Consider the following 18341-nt stretch of genomic DNA (forward strand, 5'->3'; position numbering starts at 1 on the left):
TCCTTTCCTCCCCGCCATGCGCCCCGAAGGAAGTCCCCTTGGGGGAAATGGCGAGGTTTCTCGGAGCAACTGATGAAGGTGCACGAAGGAATTCGTAGTGCAACGCCGAGCCCGTTACCACCGGCGCCGACGCTTGCCTTCCACCGCTGGCTTGCGACGCCTGCCTACCCTGTCGTCACCTTCATCCTCAAACGGAGCATCCCCATGGTGACGGCCACCCGGCTGGGCAAGCCGATCCGGGTCGGGCCGGCCACGATCATGAGCGGCTGACCGTCCGGATCAGTCACGGACACCGAACGATCGGCACTGGCGCGCCACGGGCACACCGGCGCTCACGACCCGCTACCGAGCTGCGTGCATGCGCGCGCGGCCGAATCCGGGCCCTCGAGCGCGAGAATCTGCCACACGCCGATGCTCACGCGCTGACGCGCCGCCGTCGACGCATCCGCCAGCAGCGCCTCGGCGCGCGGCGCCGCATCCGGCGCCTGCTGCTTCAGCGCCGCATGATGCCGCGCACGCGACGCCGGTTCGGATTCGTATACGTCGCACAACCGCACCATGCCGGCCAGCCCGGCCAGATCGTCGTCCTTGTCGATCGCGACGGCCTCGACGGGCGCGAGCCCCTTGCGCTCCGCCGCCGGCAGCCTGCCGCGCGCGGCTTCGTCGATCGTGACGGCGGACGACGGCGGCAGGCCGCCGATCGCCGCGACGATCCGGCTGCCCGCGGCGATCATGTCGCCCTGGCATGCGATCTTCTCGTCAGCCGCGACGTTCGAGCAGAACGACACCGACGTCCGGTAGACGTCATTGCTCATGCGCGGCACCTCGTCTGCGCTCGCCTGCACGAGACCGGCGCCCGCCAGCGCCAGGGAGACGGGAATCAGGATGCGGAATGCGCTCGTGGAGTTCATTGTTGTTCGTCAAGCAGGTTCTGATGGCGGGCCGCGGCGCCGGATCGCACGGCTGCGGCCCCTGTCGCGCCGGGCCCTCATCCGGCGCCACGCGATTATTTCACCGATGCGGCTTCCGATCCACCCGGCGACAGCGCCGCGCTGTCCTGCTCGCGCCACGCGCGGCGCGACGCCATGATCGCCTTCACGGCCGAGCGCGCGACCTTCCACCATGCGAACGGCCGCGGATCGGCGAGCATGCTGAGCGCGCGCGCATAGTCGAGCGTCAGACCGGGCGTCCAGGCCATCGTCACCGCACGCTTGCGGATCTGGGCGGCGACCCACAGCTCGGGCGTGAGCAGCAGCCGGACGAATGCGCCCCACCCGGCCCGCGTGCCCTTGAGACGCCACACCGCGCCGTCGAGTGCCGCTTCGAGCGCGTTCGACACCGTGCTCGAGCAGTTGCGGTGCGTGAGGTTGTACGTGACCGTCTGCCGATACGACGACCAGAACGCGCCCAGCTTCGCCGGATCGTAGTTACGGATCCGCACGCGCACGGTCGACGGACACCACGCCTTCGACTCGGTCGCATAGTCCGGCTGGAACAGGCCCGGCACGTCGTTCTCGCGCGTCGCGCGCAGAAGCCGCGTGAATTCGTCCGGAGAACGATCGATCTCGACGGCCGGATACAGGCTGATATAGATGCCCTCGGGCGACTCCAGCGCCGCATGGCCGGTCGAGATCACGCCATTGACGTCCACCGCCGCGATGTAGCGGTCGATCACCGGATAGCGCTGGGCGTCGGCCTTCGACGTGCCGGTCGGCGTCCACACGTGCACGGTGAGCGCGTGCTCGTGATCGGCCGGCGGGCCGTCCCATTCGGATTGCGTGAAGCGCGGGATATCGGGCGCCGCGTCGATGTCGGGCACGATCGCCGGCGCCGGCGACGTGACGAACGCGGGGTTGCGCGTCAGCCGCCGCACGCGCGCGGCGAGGCTCAGCATGTGCATCCCGCCGAACATCAGCAGCAGGCCGAGGCAGTACGGCACGGTGCCCACATAGTGGGTCGGATAGGGCTGGTAGAAGAAGATCGCGAGCAGGATCTCGACGACGCCCCACGCGAACGCGACGTGCCAGCGCCGGTAACGCACCATCCATGCGGACGTGCACTGCAACAGCCCGTCGACGAGGAACAGCGTGCCGAAGATCATCGACAGCAGGAAGTGTCCGTGATGATGACCCGCGAACACGAGCGCGGCGGCCACCACGACCGCGATGCCCTTCACGTAGCGCAGGATGCGCTGCCCGCCGACGCCGCTGCCGGCCACCGCGAGCGTCGCGAGCCCCTCGATCAGGAACAGCCACGCGAACAGTTCGATCGGAAAATGCAGCGCACCGTCGAGCGCGTCGACGAAGATGCCGACGCCCGCGACGACCCATAGCCAGCCCAGCACGGTCAGCCCGCGCCAGCGCGTTCGCAGATATTCGATGCCCAGCAACAGCAAGACCAGTCGTACCATCGCGCCCTCGTATTGTTTTTTCGGGATACGCGCTGGTCACGCGTCTCCTGTCGTCCCGACGGCGCATCGTGCGATGCGGAAGCCGGAAGGCGGTCATGCTGACCGGCGCGTCATGCGTCGACATGACCGATGGCGGCCGGCGCGCCGCTCTGGCCGAATAATAAGATATGGTGGAGCCGGTTGAAAGCCCGGCGAAAACACTTCCGGGGCGACGTCGGCGACACCGGGTACCCGGACCTGCCGTCGGACCCGGCATGCATATCGTCCGCTGCCGCGGCAGATTTCCCGTTCGACAACGCGCGCCGGATTCGCGAGAATCGCCGTCCGCGGTCGGCATGGGCTTGCGGATCGTCGCGACGCCGGTCACGGTCGCCGCCGACGGCGTGCTCGTGCTGGGCGGCATCGTGCTCGTGCCGATCGCGGTCGTCGGGATCAAGGCGAACGGCGGCCCGGGGATCATTTAACGGCAGCCGCCGACGGTGCGGCCGCCTGCCATGCACGCGCTCGCATCACGACCGCAAACTGGAGCATCGACATGACGACCTCGCCGCTTCATACCCCGCCGCTCGGCCCGCAGTTGAAGCGCTGGCGCACGCTGCGCCGCGTGAAGCAGAGCCACGCGGCCGACCTGTTCGGCGTCGCGCAATCGACGATCTCGCGCTGGGAAGCCGGCATCCAGCAGATGTCGCCCGACGAGCGCGCGACCGCGGAGCAGTTGCTTGCCGCGCGGCTCGATTCGGCGGGCGACCACGCGCTCGCCCGGCTGATCGCGAGCAGCACGGCCCGCATGCATCTCGTGTGCGACCTCACGCACCGTCTGCTCGCCTGCTCGCCGTCGCGCGCGGCCGAGTTGTCGCGGCCGCTGCCGACGCTGCTCGGCACGTCGCTGTGGCGCTATGCGTCGCCGGAAATCGTCCGCATGGAAGCCGCGCTCGACCCGCTCGGCTGGCACGATCGCGCGGGGCCGCCGAGCGTCGAATTCGCGACCGGCGCCAATGCGTCGCGCGTCGTGCCGATCCGCGGCAGCACTTGCCGGTGGACGAGGATGACGCTGTCGGACGGTTCCGCCGCGCGGCTCGTCGAAACGCTGTAGCACGCGCGCCAGTCGCCGGGCGCGAGCGCGGCACGCATATTTCATGCGTGGACGCAGCGCGTGCGCACGGCGTACGCTTGACGGCCCGATTCAAGCAATTCCCCAGTCATGAACCTCGACACGATCCACGCGCGGCTCGATTTCCTGCGCGAAGCCGAACGCCTGAAAGACGTGCTGCGCAGCGGCCATACGTCGACCGGGCGCGCCGAAAGCACGGCCGAGCACAGCTGGCGGCTGTGCCTGATGGCGCTCGTGTTCACCGACACGCTGCCCGGCGTCGACACGCTGAAGCTGCTGAAGCTGTGCGTCGTCCACGATCTCGGCGAAGCGCTGCACGGCGACATCCCCGCGATCGAGCAGGCCGCGCATCCGGACAAGAGCACGCACGAGCGCGACGACCTGCTGACACTGACGGCCGGGCTCGATCGCGCGCTGCGCGACGAGATCGTCGCACTGTGGGACGAATACGAGGCGACGGCATCACCGGAAGCGCGCGCCGCGAAGGCACTCGACAAGCTCGAGACGATCCTGCAGCACAACCAGGGCAGCAATCCGCCCGACTTCGACTACGCGTTCAATCTCGGCTACGGCCGGCGCTACACCGACACGGCGCCGCTATTCGGCGCGATCCGCGCGATCGTCGACGCGGACACGCAACGCAGGATCCACGCACGCGGAGACGGCGCGTAAGCTCGCGGAACCGACCGCGGGCAGCATTCACACAAGGTGCTCACGCACCTGAACGAATGGGGGCCGCGCGATGCCCGCGCTCGACGAGGAACGCGATCGACCAGTGACGGCGATCGCGGCTGCGCGGCGGTAACGACGCATCACGCCGCACACGCCGCACGCATCATTCACACACCACCGCCCTGCGCCGCGCCGGCGCGAACGCCACCGCACTCGCGGTCGCGAGCACGGCCACGCCGGCCGCCCCATACACCATCACCCAGCCGAACCCGTGCACCAGCGCCGCGTGCAGCGCCGTGCCGGCCGGGTCGGCCTTGGCGAGCGCCGGTGCAATTGCCTGCAGCCCGTCGGTGCGGCCCGACGCGATCTCCTGCGCCAGCGTGCGCAGCGCCCCCGCATCGACCGCCCCCGCAACACCGGCCTTCAGGCTCGCGACGATCCCCGCGACCAGCACGAAGCCCATCGTCGCGATGTTCAGCGCGAGCGAGATCATCCGGGCGCTCATGTCGATGCCCGACGCCATCCCGGCCCGCGCGCTCGGCACCGCGCCCGTCGTCGTGTTCGTGACCGGCGTGTTGGTGAGCCCGAGCCCGATGCCGGCGATCACGCAGCCGGGCAGCATCGTGAGCCAGCTGGCGTGCTCGACGCCGCTGCCGATCCGCATCAGCACGAAGCCGGCCGCGATCGTGAACAGGCCGCCCGGAATCACGACGCCCGGCCCGTAGCGCAGCGCGAGCCGCTCGCCGACCGGCGGCGCGACCAGCGTCGGCAGCGTGTACGCGAGCAGCGCGAGACCGGCCGTCACGCTGTCGTAGCCGAGCGCGACCTGGAACCAGATCGGCAGGTAGATCATGAACGGCCAGAAGCTGAAGTTCATCCCCATCGAGCCGAAGATCGCGCCGGTGAACGCGCGAATCCGGAACACGGAGAAGTCGAACATCGGCCGCGCGCTCACGCGCTCCGCGACGACGAAGCCGGCCAGCGCGAGCACGGTCGCGCCAAGCACGCCGAGGCCGGCCGCGCTCGTGAGCCCCAACGCCGCGCTCTGCGTGATGTAAAACGCGAGACCGAGCACGGCGAGCGACAGCGTGACGATGCCCGCGACGTCGAGCGTGCCCGCATGCGGATCGAGCGACTCCTGTACCGCGCCGCCGATCAGCACGAGCGCGACGGCCGCGAGCGGCGCATGCACGAGGAACACCCACGGCCAGCTCGCCGCCGCGACGATCGCGCCGCCGACGATCGGCCCGAAGCCGAGACCGATCCCGAACACGATCCCCCAGATCCCGAACGCGCGGCCGCGCTCGCGGCCCTCGCGGAACTGGTGCGACAGCACCGCGATCTGGCAGATCAGCATCGCGCCGCCGCTCGCGCCCTGCAGCAGCCGGCCCGCGACCAGCACCGGCACGTTCGGCGCGAGCCCGCACAGCAACGACGTCGCGCCGAACAGCACGGTGCCGATCACGTACACGCGCTTGCGGCCGAACCGGTCGGCGAGCGTGCCGGCCGCCATCAGCACCGTCGTGCACGCGATCGTGTACGCGTTCATGATCCACTGCATGCCGTTGAAGTCGCCATGCAGCACGTGTTCGAGCGTCGGCAGGATCACCGGCACGCTCGAGATCTCGAGCCCGAACATCAGCGACGTGAGACAGACGGCCGCGAGCGCGACCGCATTCCTGCGGGAGTCGGATAGGGTCATGCGTATTGCGCGACGGCCCGCGACAGGCCGCGCGCCTCCAGGTGAGAGGGATGCGCCGCGTGCGGCCGGCAACGCACGCTGGACGGGAATCGGTACTATAGTGAGAATTCCCCTCCCCATTGACGCGTCCATTTCTCCGGACTGGGGAATCACAGGACGCAATCAACCATCAACCCATCCCGCCATGACCGACAGACTCGACGGCGTCACGACCTTCGTCCAGGTAGTGGAATCCGGCAGCTTCGCGCTGGCCGCGGAGCGGCTCGACATGACGCGCTCGGCGGTCGGCAAGGCGATCGCACGGCTCGAGAAGCGGCTCGGCGCGCGGCTGCTGCAGCGCACGACGCGCAGCCAGAGCCTGACCGACGACGGCCAGGCGTACTACGACCGCTGCGTGCGCGCGCTGTCGGAACTCGAAGCGGCGGAAGCCGATCTCGATTGCGGCCGCAACGAAGCGCGCGGCAAGCTGCGGCTGAGCGCGCCGCTCGCGTTCGGGCATCACTGCGTGACGCCGATCGTGCTGGATCTTGCACGCACCTATCCGCACCTGCGGATCGACGTGTCGATCACCGACCGTTTCGTCGACCTGGTCGAGGAAGGCATCGACCTCGCGGTGCGGATCGGCCCGCTCGCGGACAGCACGAGCCTCGCGGTGCGGCGGCTCGGCACGCAATACGGGAGCCTCGGCGCGGCGCCGTCGTATCTCGCGCGCTACGGGACCCCGCAATCGCTCGACGACCTGAAGCACCACCGGACGATCGCGTATTCACGTTCGGGCGTCGCGCAGCCGTGGGACCTGCGTGCACCGGACGGCTCGACGGTGCGTATCGACATGCCGCACCAGCTCAGTTTCGACGACGTGCAGGCGATCGCGGCGGCCGGCGCATCGGGGTTCGGGATCGCGTGGCTGCCGAGCTGGCTGCTCGATCATTACGTGAAGCGCGGCGAGATGGTCGTCGTGCTCGACCGCTGCTTCGTCTGCGAAGGCGACATCCACGCGATCTGGCCGAAAACGCGCTACCTGCCGCGCAAGACGCGCTGCATGATCGACGCGCTCGTGCAGGCGGTGCCGCCGATGATCGAGCGCTGAGCGCACGCGAGAAAAAGGGAAATGCGTTGAAACCGACGCGCCGCACGGGCGCGTCGGTTTCGCGTCATCACGCCGCGCCGAGATCGGCGAGCGGATGCGCGAACAGCTTCCACGGCGACGTCAGGAAATGCCGCACGCGCTCGGCGCGCAGCTCGACGAGCGACGCCGGTGCCCAGCGCGGCTTGCGATCCTTGTCGACGAGATGCGCGCGCACGCCTTCGCGGAAGTCGCCCTCCTCGATCGCGCGCGCCACGATGCCGAGCTCCATCCGGAACGACTCGGCCAGCGTCATCTGACGGCCGCGCAGCAGCGCTTCGCGCGTCACGCACAGCATCGTCGGCGAATGGCCGGTCAGCGCATCGAGCGTCGCCTGCAGCCATTGACGGTGCTCGCGCGCCAGCTCGTCACGCGCGAGATCCTGCTTCAGCGTCGCGACGATCCGCTCGACCGTCGAGCGCTTGTCGAAGTGACGGACGATCCACGCCATCTGCGTGTCGAGCGCCGCATGCGGCACGACGTTGCACGGCGGCTCGAACACCTTGCGCAGCGCCGGCAGTACGTCGCCGTCCCACTTGACGCTCTCGATGCGCGTCTCGAACGTATCGAGCCATGACGACGGCACGCACAGGTCCGCGAGCTTCGCGGTCAGCGCATCGGCGCCCGACAGCATCGCGCCCGTCAGCCCCACGTACAGCTCGAGCTCGACCGGCATGCGCGACAGGAAATGCGTCGCGCCGACGTCGGGCACGAGACCGATGCGCGTTTCCGGCATCGCGATCTTGCTGCGCTCGGTCGCGACGCGCAGCGCCGCGCCTTGCGCAAGCCCCATCCCGCCGCCCATCGTCACGCCGTCCATCAGCGCGACCACCGGCTTCGGGAACGTGTGGATCGCGTAGTCGAGCCGGTATTCGTCGACGAAGAACGGCAGCCAGGTTTCGCGCTGCGCCACCATCCTGTACAGCGCGCGCACGTCGCCGCCCGCGCAGAAGCCCTTCTCGCCCGCGCCGCGCAGCACGACCGCGACGATCTGGTCGTCGGTGCGGCAGCGTTCGAGCAGCGCAGCCAGCTCGCCGATCATCGGATAGGACAACGCATTGAGTGCGGCCGGCCGGTTCAGCGTAATGAGCGCCACGCGGTTCACCACGCGGAACAGCACCTCCGGCGCGGGTTGCGCGAAACTGTCGTGAGTCGTCACCGGTGTGCTCATCGTTGCGGCTCTCCATCGGTATGCCATTGCGGCGCGCGCTTGCCGAGAAACGCGGCCACGCCTTCGCGCGGATCGTTCGTGTCGAACAGGTCGACGAAGCGTTCGCGCTCGACTGCAAGCGCCGCGCCGCGCGGCACGCCGCGGCGCGCGAGGCCGATCAGCTCCTTGCTGTACGCGACCGCATGCGGGCTCTGCCGCGCGACGTTGCGCGCGAGCGCCAGCGCCGCATCGCGGGCCGCGCCGCTTTCGACCACGTCCTCGACGAGGCCGATCCTGAGTGCCGTCGCCGCGTCGACACGCGTGCCGGCCAGGATGATCTTCTTCGCCCAGCCTTCACCGACGAGCCAGGGCAGCGTCTGCGTGCCGAGCCCGCACGGCAGCAGGCCGACCGACGGCTCGGGCAGCGCCATCTGCGCGTGCGTCTCGGCGATCCGCAAGTCGCACGCGAGCGCGCATTCGAGGCCGCCGCCCATCGCATAGCCGTTGATCGCCGCGATCGTCACGACGCGCGCGTCGTGCAGCGCCTCGAACGCCGCGCCGAAACGCGCGGCCATCGCGCGCGCGACCGCGCGGTCGCCGTCGGCGAACGTGTTGAGGTCGGCGCCCGCGCTGAAGAACTTCGGGCCGTCGCCGGTGATCACCAGCGCGCGCACGCGCGGGTTCGCGTTCAATGCGGCGACGGTTTCCTGCAACTGCCGCAGCCCGTCGGCGGTAAAGGCGTTCGCGGGCGGACGCTTGAGCGTCGCGCACGCGATCGCGCCGTCGTCGACGTAGTCCAGTTCGATCATGAGGCGTCCTTCTTCGTGGCGGGTTGGTACAGGCGGATCACCGCCGAGAAATCGAGTTGCCCGTCGCCGCGGCTGCTCATCGTCTGGTACAGCTGCTGCGCGAGCGCGCCGAGATAAACCGGCTGGCGCGCCTGCTTCGCGGCGTCGTTGGCGAGGCCGAGATCCTTCAGCATCAGGTCGGTGCCGAAGCCGCCGCTGTAGCCGCGCGACGACGGCGCGGTCTCGATCACGCCCGGATACGGGTTGTAGGTGTCCGAACTCCAGCAGCGACCCGTCGACGTGTTGACGATGCCGGCCAGCACCTTCGGGTCGATGCCGAGCGCGACACCGAGCGACATCGCCTCCGACACGGCCGCCATCGAGATGCCGAGCACGAGGTTGTTGCAGACCTTCGCGACCTGCCCCATCCCCGTCGCGCCACAGTGGACGATATTCTTGCCCATGCCGGCGAGCACCGGCTTCACGCGCTCGAAATCCGCATCGCTGCCGCCGACCATGAAGGTCAGCGTGCCGGCCGCCGCGCCACCGGTGCCGCCCGACACCGGCGCATCGACGAACGCACCGCCGCGCTCGCGCACGAGCGCGCCGAACGCCTGCGCGCTTGCCGGGTCGATCGTGCTCGAATCGATCACGGTCGCGCCGGCGTCGAGGCCGGCCAGCACGCCGTTCTCGCCGGCGAGCACCGAGCGCACATGCGGCGCGGCCGGCAGCATCGTGATCACGAACGTCGCACCCGATGCCGCGTCGCGCGGCGATGCGGCCACCTGCGCGCCGGCGTCCTGCAACGCGCGCAATGCGTCGGCGCTCAGGTCGAACGCATGCACTTCATGGCCGGCCTTCAACAGGTTCAGCGCCATCGGCGCACCCATGTGGCCCAGTCCGATAAAACCGATCTTCATGGTCATGTCCTCCGCGGCTCAATGCAGCCGGATCGTCGTGTTCACCGGGCCGGCCGTCGCGTCGTCGTCGAACCAGCGCGCGGTGACCGTCTTGGTCTGCGTATAGAACTGCACGACCTGCTTGCCGTACGGGCCGAGATCGCCGAGCTTCGAGCCGCGCGACCCGGTGAAGCTGAAGAACGGCACCGGCACCGGAATCGGGATGTTGATGCCGACCTGGCCGACGTCGATCTCGCTCTGGAACTTGCGTGCCGCCGCGCCGCTCTGCGTGAAGATGCCCACGCCGTTGCCCATCGGGTTCGCGTTGACGAGCGCGATCGCTTCGTCGAGCGTGTCGACTTCCATCACGACCAGCACCGGCCCGAAGATTTCATGCGTATAGACCGTCATGTCGGGCTTCACGCCGGAGAAGATCGTCGGGCCGATGAAGTTGCCCTCCTCGAAGCCGGCGACCTTCACATCGCGGCCGTCGAGCTCGAGCTTCGCGCCTTCCTTGATGCCCACATCGATCAGCGACAGGATGCGCGCCTTCGCACCGCGCGACACCACGGGCCCGACGTCGGTGCCCGCTTGCGAGCCCGCGTTGACCTTCAGCGCCTTCGCCTTCTCGACGATGTCCGGCAACCAGTCGCGTGCGTTGCCGACGAGCACCGCGACGGAGGTCGCCATGCAGCGCTGGCCCGCCGCGCCGAAGCCCGCACCGACCAGCGCGTTGATCGCCTGCTCGCGGTTCGCGTCGGGCAGCACGATCGCGTGGTTCTTCGCGCCCATCATCGATTGCACGCGCTTGCCGTGCTGGCTGCCGAGGTTGTACACGTGCGTGCCGACGGCCGTCGAACCAACGAACGAGATCGCCTTCACGAGCGGATGCGTGCAGATCGCGTCGACGACCTCCTTGCCGCCGTGCACGACGTTCAGCACGCCCTTCGGCACGCCGGCTTCGATGGCCAGTTCGACGAGTTCCATCGTCGACATCGGATCCTGCTCGGACGGCTTCAGCACGAACGTGTTGCCGCACACGATCGCCATCGGGAACATCCACAGCGGGATCATCGCGGGGAAGTTGAACGGCGTGATGCCCGCGCACACGCCGAGCGGCTGGCGCAGCGTATAGGTGTCGACGCCGCCCGCGACGTTCTCCGCGAATTCGCCGAGCTGCAGCGTGCCGACCGAGCACGCGTGCTCGACCACCTCGAGGCCGCGGAAGATGTCGCCTTCGGCGTCGGGCAGTGTCTTGCCCTGCTCGGCCGTCAGCGTCTTCGCGATGCGCTGCTGGTTCGCACGCACGAGATCCTGGAACTTCAGCATGATGCGCATGCGCGCGGAGATCGGCATGTTCTTCCACGTCGCATACGCGGCATGCGCGGCCTGCACCGCCGCGTCGACTTCCGCGACGGTCGCGAACGGCACTCGCGCGAGGACCTGCTGCGTCGCGGGGTTGACGATGTCGCGCCACTCGCTCGTGGTGGACTCGACGAAGGCGCCGTCGATCAGCAGCTTGACCGTCGGCACGTCTTGCCCCGTCTGGGGCGTCGGATTCGCGTTCATCGATGCACTCTCCTTGCAGTGGACCGCGTAGCGCGGAGGCGCCGCGCGGCCGGTTCAATCAGGCTGCGGGCGGCGGCCGCGGCATGCGGCGCGCACAGCCCGCGGCCGGTCATTTCAGTTCCGCGGCGAAATCTTCTTCCCAGTATTCGCCGGGCATCCGCGTGCTCGCATCGTCGCCGCGCTCGATCTCGCGGCGGCGAAGCTCGACGCGGCGGATCTTTCCCGAGATGGTCTTCGGCAACTCCGCGAATTGCAGGCGACGAATGCGCTTGTACGGCGCGAGCTTCTCGCGCGAGAAGCGGAAGATCTCCAGCGCGAGCGCGGGGCTTTCCTCGTAGCCCTGGCGCAACGTGATGAACGTCTTCGGCACCGACAGCCGCACCGGGTCCGGGCTCGGCACGACGGCCGCTTCCGCGATCGCCGGATGCTCGATCAGCACGCTTTCCAGTTCGAACGGGCTCAGCCGGTAGTCGGACGACTTGAACACGTCATCCGCGCGGCCGATGTACACGTAGTAGCCGTCGTCGCCGCGCATCGCGATGTCCGACGTGCGGTAATGACCGTCGCGCATCGCGTGGGCCGTCGCGTCGGGATTGTTCGCATAGCCGGTCATCAGCCCGACCGGGCGCGTCACGCCGGCGCCGATCGGCAGCGCGACCTCGCCTTCGCCGACGGGTGCGCCGTCCGGGTCGAGCAACGCGATCCGGTAGCCGGGCAGCGGCCGCCCCATCGAGCCCGCGACGACCGGCTGGCCCGGCGTATTGCCGATCAGGCAGGTCGTCTCGGTCTGGCCATAGCCATCGCGAATCGTGATGCCCCACGCCTTCTTCACGCGCTCGATGATCTCGGGATTCAGCGGCTCGCCCGCGCCGACGATCTCGCGCAGCTTCACGTCGAACGACGCGAGCGGCTGCTGCACGAGCATGCGCCACACGGTCGGCGGCGCACACAGCGTGGTCACCTGGTATTTGACGAGCGCATCGAGCACCGCCTTCGGCTCGAAGCGCGCGTAGTTGAACACGAACACGCACGCCTGCGCATTCCACGGCGCGAAGAAGCAGCTCCACGCATGCTTCGCCCAGCCCGGCGAGCTGATGTTCCAGTGGATGTCGCCCGGCTGCAGGCCGACCCAGTACATCGTCGACAGGTGCCCGACCGGATAGGTGCGGTGCGTATGCTCGACGAGCTTCGGCTTCGACGTCGTGCCCGACGTGAAGTACAGCAGCATCGATTCGTTCGACTGCGTGACGGCGTCCGGCTCGAATACGGCGCTCGCCGCGTAGCCGTCGTTCATCGCGAGCCAGCCGTCCCGCGGCGCACCGGCGACGATTTTCTGCTTGAGGCCGAGATCGGCCTGTTCGAACTTGGCGGTTTCGTTCTCGTCGACGATCGCGTAGGTCGCGCCGCCGATCTGCACGCGATCGCGCACGTCGTCGGCCGACAGTTGCGTGGTCGCGGGCAGCACGATCGCGCCGAGCTTCATCGCGGCGAGCATCGCGTCCCACAGCTCGACACGGTTCGGCAACATCAGCAGGATCCGGTCGCCGCGCACGACGCCGATGCCGCGCAGCCAGTTCGCGATCCGCGACGAGCGCTCGGACATCCGCGCGAACGAATACGGGTCGCCCGTACCGGTCGCCGCGTCGACGATCCATAGCGCGGGCTTGTCGTTGCCGCGCGCCATCGGGTCGAAGTAGTCGAGCGCCCAGTTGAACGCATCGAGCACCGGCCATTCGAAATCGCGGTAAGCGGTTTCGTAGTCGGTGCGATGGCGCAGCAGAAAGTCGCGTGCGTCCAGGAATGCCTGTACGGTCATCGTGTCGTCTCCTGTCGGCCCAGCGTTAGTGCTTTAGCACTTACGCTGGCCCCATGCCTTGTGCGGTCGGCCCAGCGTTAGTGCTTTAGCACTTATGCTGGCCCCATGCCCTGGTATGTCTCCAGTCTCCATGCCCAGCGGTCAACCGGCGCAGGTGCTGCAGCGCATGCCCGGTTCCGTGTTGCGCGGCGCACGGTCACGTCGTTGCGTGCCGCGTTTGCCGCGCTGCCCTCGTGCCTTCCTTGTTTGCCGGCTTATTGATTTGCGTGGTGTCGGATGGAGCGCGCCGCGACTCAAAGCTGTCGTGCGATCACCATCCGCTGCACTTCGCTGGTGCCCTCGTAAATCTGCGTGATGCGCGCATCGCGATAATGACGCTCGACTTCGTAATCGACGAGGTAGCCGTAGCCGCCGTGGATCTGGATCGCATCCGAACACACGCGCTCGGCCATCTCGGACGCGAACAGCTTCGCCTGCGATGCTTCCGACAGGCACGGCAGCCCGGCCGTGCGCAGCTTCGCCGCGTGATGCACGAGCAGGCGCGCCGCGTTGATCTGCGTGGCCATGTCGGCGAGCTTCTGCTGGATCGCCTGGTGCTCCGCGATCGGCTTGCCGAACTGCACGCGCTCGCCTGCATAGCGGCGTGCCTTGTCGAACGCGGCACGCGCGATGCCCAGTGCCTGCGCGGCGATGCCGATGCGCCCGCCTTCGAGGTTGGACAGCGCGATCTTCAGCCCTTCGCCGCGATTGCCGAGCAGGTTCTCTTCCGGAATCGCGCAGTTCTCGAACGTGATCGCGCACGTGTCCGATGCGCGGATGCCCATCTTCTTTTCGGGCTTGCCGACGATGAAGCCCGGCGTGTCGGTCGGCACCAGGAACGCGGAAATACCGCGCTTGCCGGCTTCCGGGTCGGTCATGGCAAAAACGATCGCGACCCCGGCGCGCTGGCCGTTGGTCACGAACTGCTTCGCGCCGTTCAGCACCCACTTGCCGTCGCGCAGTTCCGCCCGCGTGCGCAGGTTGTTCGCCTCGGAGCCGGCCTGCGGCTCGGTCAGGCAGAACGCGCCGATGATGCGGCCCGCCGCCATCTCGGCCAGCCAGCGATCCTTCTGCGCGGGCGTGCCGAAGCCGAGGATCGGCCCGCAGCCGACCGAGTTGTGCACGCTCATCAGCGTCGCGCACGCGGCGTCGCCGGCCGCGATCTCCTCCATCGCCAGCGCGTAGGCGACGTAATCCGTATAGGCGCCGCCCAGCTCCTGCGGCACGATCATCCCGAGCAGGCCGAGTTCGCCGAGCTGCGCGACGACGGCGTCTGGCAGGTGCGCGTCGTGGTCCCACTGCGCGGCGTTCGGTGCCAGCACCTCGGTGGCAAAAGCGCGCGCGGCGTCGCGGATCATCCGCTGGTCTTCGGTGTAAAGCTCGTCCATGGCGCTGCTGTCTCCCGCGGCCGCGTGCCGCGACCGACCTTCCGTTTCGATGCAACAAGTGTAGGCAAGCACGCGCGACTGTTCGATGCTCGCGCCGCTCATTTACACTGAGCGTTTTTGCCATACCGGCGGCTTCGATGAAGCAGGAAGACAAGGGAACCGTCGCGATCAGCCTCGTCGCCTACAGCGTCGCGCTCGCCACCCGGCGCGGCGTCTCGGCCGAGCCGCTGCTTGCGCAGGCCGGCATCGCGCCCGCGCTGCTCGCGCAGCCGCGTGCGCGGGTGTCCGCGCAGCAATACGGCGCGTTGTGGAACGCCATTGCACGCGCGCTCGACGACGAGTTTTTCGGGCAGGATCGCCACCCGATGCGCAGCGGCAGCTTCATTGCGATGAGCCAGGCCGCGCTGTCCGCGCAGGACGGGCTGCACGCGATGGCGCGCGCGGTGAATTTCATGCACTGCGTGCTCGACGACCTGCACGCGGAGCTCGACGCCAACCCGCAGCGCGTGCGGCTGCGCTTCGTGCACCGCAACAGCGCCGCGGCGCCCGCGATGTTCACGTACGCGACCTATTTCATCATCGTGTACGGGCTCACCTGCTGGTTGATCGGGCGACGCATCCCGCTGCTGCACGCGAGCTTTCGCTGCGACACGCCGCCGACCGACCATGAATACCCGTCGATGCTGTGCGACGACATGCGGTTCAACCAGCCCGATTCGTATGTCGATTTCGATCCCGAATTCGCGACGCTGCCGGTCGTGCAGAACGCGAAGACACTGAAGGCGTTCCTGCGCAACGCACCGGCCAGCTTCATCGTCAAGTACCGCAACCCGAACGCGCTCGCGCAGCGAGTGCGCACCGTGCTGCGCGGGATGCCGCCCGCGTCGTGGCCCGGTGCGGGCGGGATGGCCGCGCGGCTGCACGTGGCCGAGGCGACACTGCGCCGCAAGCTGCACCAGGAAGGCCACGCATACCAGTCGATCAAGGACACGCTGCGGCGCGACCTCGCGTTCGAGGCGCTGGCCGATCCGGCGCGGACCATCGCCGACGTTGCGGCCGCCACCGGTTTCGCGGAACCGAGCGCGTTCTACCGCGCGTTTCGCAAATGGAGCGGGCGCAGCCCGGCCGAGTACCGGGAAGAAGCGCTCGCGCGAGGCGGCGGCGCCGGCTGAGCGGACGACCGGCGGCCCCGCCTTCGCGCTTTCCGCCGAAACCGCCTAAGCTTCAAATATCGGGCCAACGCCCTTTCCGCGAGCCGGACGGCGTGCGGCCGCGCGCCGCCCGGACGCCCCGATGCGCATTCACCGTCATGGGCCGCCGCCGGCACCTGCATCGCCCGGCGGCCGCCCCCGTCACCCGCTGTCCGCGCGGGTCGCTCGCGCCGCGCTGTTCGCGGCGCTGCTCGTCGTGTCCGCGGCGGTTGCCGCGTCGCCCCCTGCCGCCGCACCCGCAGCTCCCGTCGCCGCCCCGCCCGTCATCGTGATCCCGATCAACGGCGCGATCGGGCCGGCCAGCGCCGACTTCATCGTCCGCTCGCTCGACCGCGCGGCGCACGAGCATGCGCCGCTCGCGATCCTGCAACTCGATACGCCCGGCGGCCTCGACACGTCGATGCGGCAGATCATCAAGGCGATCCTCGGCTCGCCGGTGCCGGTCGCCGCGTTCGTCGCGCCGAGCGGTGCACGAGCCGCGAGCGCGGGCACCTATATCGTCTACGCGAGCCACATTGCCGCGATGGCGCCCGGCACCAATCTCGGCGCGGCCTCGCCGGTGCAGTTCGGCATCGGCGGTGGCGCGCCCGGTACGCCCGCCACACCGGGGACACCGGGTGCGACGAAGCCGTCGCCGGCCGGGACATCGGGTGGTGCCGGCGCGTCCGGTGCATCCGCGACGCCGGCCGAGTTGCCGAACGACACGCAGTCCACCGAGATCCGCAAGGCGACTCAGGACGCCGCCGCATACATCCGCGGCCTCGCGCAGTTGCGCGGGCGCAATGCCCAATGGGCCGAGCGCGCGGTGCGCGAAGCCCTGAGCCTGTCGGCGAACGAGGCACGCACGCAGCATGTCGTGGACCTGATCGCGCAGGACCCGGCCGACCTCGCCCGCCAGCTCGACGGTCGCACCGTGACGACGACCGCCGGCACGCTGCACCTCGCGACCGCGCATGCGCCGCTCGTCGTGCTCGCACCCGACTGGCGCAGCCGCTTCCTGTCGATCATCGCCGATCCGAACGTCGCGCTGATCCTGCTGACGATCGGCATCTACGGGCTGTTCTTCGAATTCGCGAACCCCGGCTTCGTGCTGCCGGGCGTCGCCGGCACCATCTGCCTGCTGATCGGGCTGTTCGCGATGCAATTGCTGCCGATCAGCTATGCGGGCCTCGGGCTCGTGCTGCTCGGCCTCGGCTGCCTCGTCGCCGAGGCGTTCCTGCCGACCTTCGGCGTGCTCGGTTTCGGCGGGATCGTCTCGTTCACGATCGGCGCGCTGATGCTGATCGACACGGACGTGCCCGGCTACGGCATTCCGTGGCCGGTGATCGGGGGCCTCGCGATCGGCGGCGGGCTGCTCGTCGCCGGCGTGTCGAGCATTGCGCTGCGCGCGCGGCGGCGACCGGTCGTGACGGGCGCCGAGGCGATGGTCGGCAGCATCGGCGAAGTGATCGACGACGGCCTGCATCCGGATCAGCCGCATGGCGCCACCAGCCCCGCGCCGTCGGCCGCCGGCTGGGCGCTCGTCCACGGCGAGCGCTGGCGCGTGGCGAGCAGCGAGCCGCTCGCCGCGGGCTGCCGCGTGCGTGTCACCGGTCGCCACGGACTGCTGCTCACCGTCACGCCGCTCTACGACGTGCCGACGCAGAAACAACAACACCAGGGAGAACCAACATGATGGGTTACACGTTCGGCTTCAGCAGCGTCCTGATCGTCTTCGTCGTGGTGCTCGTCGCATCGTCGATCCGCATCTTCCGCGAGTACGAGCGCGGCGTGGTGTTCATGCTCGGCCGGTTCTGGAAAGTGAAGGGGCCGGGGCTCGTGCTGATCATCCCGATCGTCCAGCAGGTCGTGCGGATCGACCTGCGCACCGTCGTGTTCGACGTGCCGCCACAGGACGTGATCACGCGCGACAACGTGTCGGTAAAGGTGAATGCCGTCGTGTATTTCCGCGTCGTCGATCCGGAGAAGGCCGTGATCCAGGTCGCACGCTTCTTCGACGCGACGAGCCAGCTCTCGCAGACGACGCTGCGCTCGGTGCTGGGCAAGCACGAGCTCGATGCGCTGCTCGCCGAGCGCGAACAGTTGAACGCCGACATCCAGAAGACGCTCGACGCGCAGACCGATGCGTGGGGGATCAAGGTGTCGACGGTCGAGATCAAGCACGTCGACCTGAACGAAACGATGATCCGCGCGATCGCGCGGCAGGCCGAGGCCGAGCGCGAGCGACGCGCGAAGGTGATTCACGCGGAAGGCGAACTGCAGGCGTCGGAGAAGCTGCTGCAGGCCGCGCAGCGGCTCGCGCAGCAGCCGCAGGCGATGCAGCTGCGCTACCTGCAGACGCTGACGACGATCGCGGCGGACAAGAATTCGACGATCGTGTTTCCGCTGCCGATCGATCTGCTGGGGGCGTTGCTGGAGCGGTTGGGCCGGCCGGGCGAGCAATGAGACGCGCGTGTGCCG

Annotated in this window: 17 protein-coding genes; 8 read left to right on the forward strand and 9 right to left on the reverse strand. The window is 68.9% G+C overall.

Annotation, left to right across the window (positions count from 1 at the left end):
* Positions 1-72: 72 nt before the first annotated feature.
* Positions 73-270, forward strand: a complete 198-nt coding sequence (locus tag DIE23_RS32410; RefSeq protein ID WP_124616070.1) for a hypothetical protein — start codon at positions 73-75, stop codon at positions 268-270.
* A 62-nt stretch (positions 271-332) separates the two neighbouring features.
* On the opposite strand, the gene DIE23_RS32415 is transcribed toward DIE23_RS32410, so the two are convergent.
* Both DIE23_RS32415 and DIE23_RS32420 read right to left on the reverse strand, forming a co-directional pair.
* The gene (locus tag DIE23_RS32415) at positions 333-911 is read right to left on the reverse strand and encodes a hypothetical protein (RefSeq protein WP_124616072.1); all 579 of its coding nucleotides are present in this window, start codon (positions 909-911) and stop codon (positions 333-335) included.
* Between the two features lie 95 nt (positions 912-1006).
* On the reverse strand, positions 1007-2410 hold the full coding sequence (locus DIE23_RS32420) for an HdeD family acid-resistance protein (RefSeq protein ID WP_124616074.1): 1404 nt from the start codon (positions 2408-2410) through the stop codon (positions 1007-1009).
* Positions 2411-2745: 335 nt separating this feature from the next.
* Here DIE23_RS32420 and DIE23_RS40485 point away from each other — a divergent pair, with 335 nt between their 5' ends.
* The 3 genes from DIE23_RS40485 to DIE23_RS32435 all read left to right on the forward strand — a co-directional run bounded on the left by DIE23_RS40485 (position 2746) and on the right by DIE23_RS32435 (position 4193).
* Entirely contained in the window at positions 2746-2874 is a 129-nt protein-coding gene (locus DIE23_RS40485; protein ID WP_260436271.1) for a hypothetical protein, read from the forward strand.
* Positions 2875-2945: 71 nt separating this feature from the next.
* On the forward strand, positions 2946-3503 hold the full coding sequence (locus DIE23_RS32430) for a helix-turn-helix transcriptional regulator (protein ID WP_124616077.1): 558 nt from the start codon (positions 2946-2948) through the stop codon (positions 3501-3503).
* A gap of 108 nt (positions 3504-3611) precedes the next feature.
* Positions 3612-4193 carry an HD domain-containing protein gene (locus tag DIE23_RS32435; protein ID WP_124616079.1) on the forward strand — a complete coding sequence of 194 codons (582 nt, stop codon included), beginning with the start codon at positions 3612-3614 and terminating at the stop codon, positions 4191-4193.
* A 163-nt stretch (positions 4194-4356) separates the two neighbouring features.
* Here DIE23_RS32435 and DIE23_RS32440 read toward each other — a convergent pair whose 3' ends face one another.
* The gene (locus DIE23_RS32440) at positions 4357-5895 is read right to left on the reverse strand and encodes an MFS transporter (protein ID WP_124616081.1); all 1539 of its coding nucleotides are present in this window, start codon (positions 5893-5895) and stop codon (positions 4357-4359) included.
* A gap of 184 nt (positions 5896-6079) precedes the next feature.
* On the opposite strand from DIE23_RS32440, the gene DIE23_RS32445 reads away from it, so the two are divergent.
* Positions 6080-6985, forward strand: coding sequence for a LysR family transcriptional regulator (locus DIE23_RS32445; protein WP_124616083.1), 906 nt, complete (start codon positions 6080-6082; stop codon positions 6983-6985).
* Between the two features lie 67 nt (positions 6986-7052).
* On the opposite strand, the gene DIE23_RS32450 is transcribed toward DIE23_RS32445, so the two are convergent.
* The 6 genes from DIE23_RS32450 to DIE23_RS32475 all read right to left on the reverse strand — a co-directional run bounded on the left by DIE23_RS32450 (position 7053) and on the right by DIE23_RS32475 (position 14670).
* On the reverse strand, positions 7053-8192 hold the full coding sequence (locus DIE23_RS32450; protein ID WP_124616085.1) for an enoyl-CoA hydratase/isomerase family protein: 1140 nt from the start codon (positions 8190-8192) through the stop codon (positions 7053-7055).
* Positions 8189-8980 (reverse strand): enoyl-CoA hydratase, encoded by a 792-nt coding sequence (locus DIE23_RS32455; RefSeq protein WP_124616088.1) that lies wholly within the window; start codon positions 8978-8980, stop codon positions 8189-8191. Before DIE23_RS32455 ends, DIE23_RS32450 begins: the two co-directional genes overlap by 4 nt.
* Positions 8977-9879, reverse strand: a complete 903-nt coding sequence (gene mmsB, locus DIE23_RS32460) for a 3-hydroxyisobutyrate dehydrogenase (protein WP_124616090.1) — start codon at positions 9877-9879, stop codon at positions 8977-8979. Before mmsB ends, DIE23_RS32455 begins: the two co-directional genes overlap by 4 nt.
* An 18-nt stretch (positions 9880-9897) precedes the next feature.
* Entirely contained in the window at positions 9898-11427 is a 1530-nt protein-coding gene (locus DIE23_RS32465) for a CoA-acylating methylmalonate-semialdehyde dehydrogenase (RefSeq protein WP_124616092.1), read from the reverse strand.
* Positions 11428-11536: 109 nt separating this feature from the next.
* Positions 11537-13243, reverse strand: a complete 1707-nt coding sequence (locus DIE23_RS32470; protein ID WP_124616094.1) for an AMP-binding protein — start codon at positions 13241-13243, stop codon at positions 11537-11539.
* 293 nt (positions 13244-13536) lie between these two features.
* Positions 13537-14670, reverse strand: a complete 1134-nt coding sequence (locus DIE23_RS32475; RefSeq protein ID WP_124616096.1) for an acyl-CoA dehydrogenase family protein — start codon at positions 14668-14670, stop codon at positions 13537-13539.
* Between the two features lie 137 nt (positions 14671-14807).
* On the opposite strand from DIE23_RS32475, the gene DIE23_RS32480 reads away from it, so the two are divergent.
* The 3 genes from DIE23_RS32480 (at position 14808) to DIE23_RS32490 (ending at position 18326) form a co-directional block, all read left to right on the forward strand.
* Complete coding sequence (locus DIE23_RS32480) at positions 14808-15842, forward strand: AraC family transcriptional regulator (protein WP_124616098.1); 1035 nt, start codon at positions 14808-14810, stop codon at positions 15840-15842.
* Between the two features lie 121 nt (positions 15843-15963).
* Positions 15964-17556 carry a nodulation protein NfeD gene (locus DIE23_RS32485; RefSeq protein ID WP_124616100.1) on the forward strand — a complete coding sequence of 531 codons (1593 nt, stop codon included), beginning with the start codon at positions 15964-15966 and terminating at the stop codon, positions 17554-17556.
* Entirely contained in the window at positions 17553-18326 is a 774-nt protein-coding gene (locus DIE23_RS32490) for a slipin family protein (protein WP_124616102.1), read from the forward strand. The genes DIE23_RS32485 and DIE23_RS32490 overlap by 4 nt, the downstream gene beginning before the upstream one ends.
* Positions 18327-18341 lie beyond the last annotated feature (15 nt).

The sequence above is a fragment of the Burkholderia sp. Bp9143 genome (assembly GCF_003853645.1).
In the GTDB taxonomy this organism is placed as follows: Bacteria; Pseudomonadota; Gammaproteobacteria; order Burkholderiales; family Burkholderiaceae; genus Burkholderia.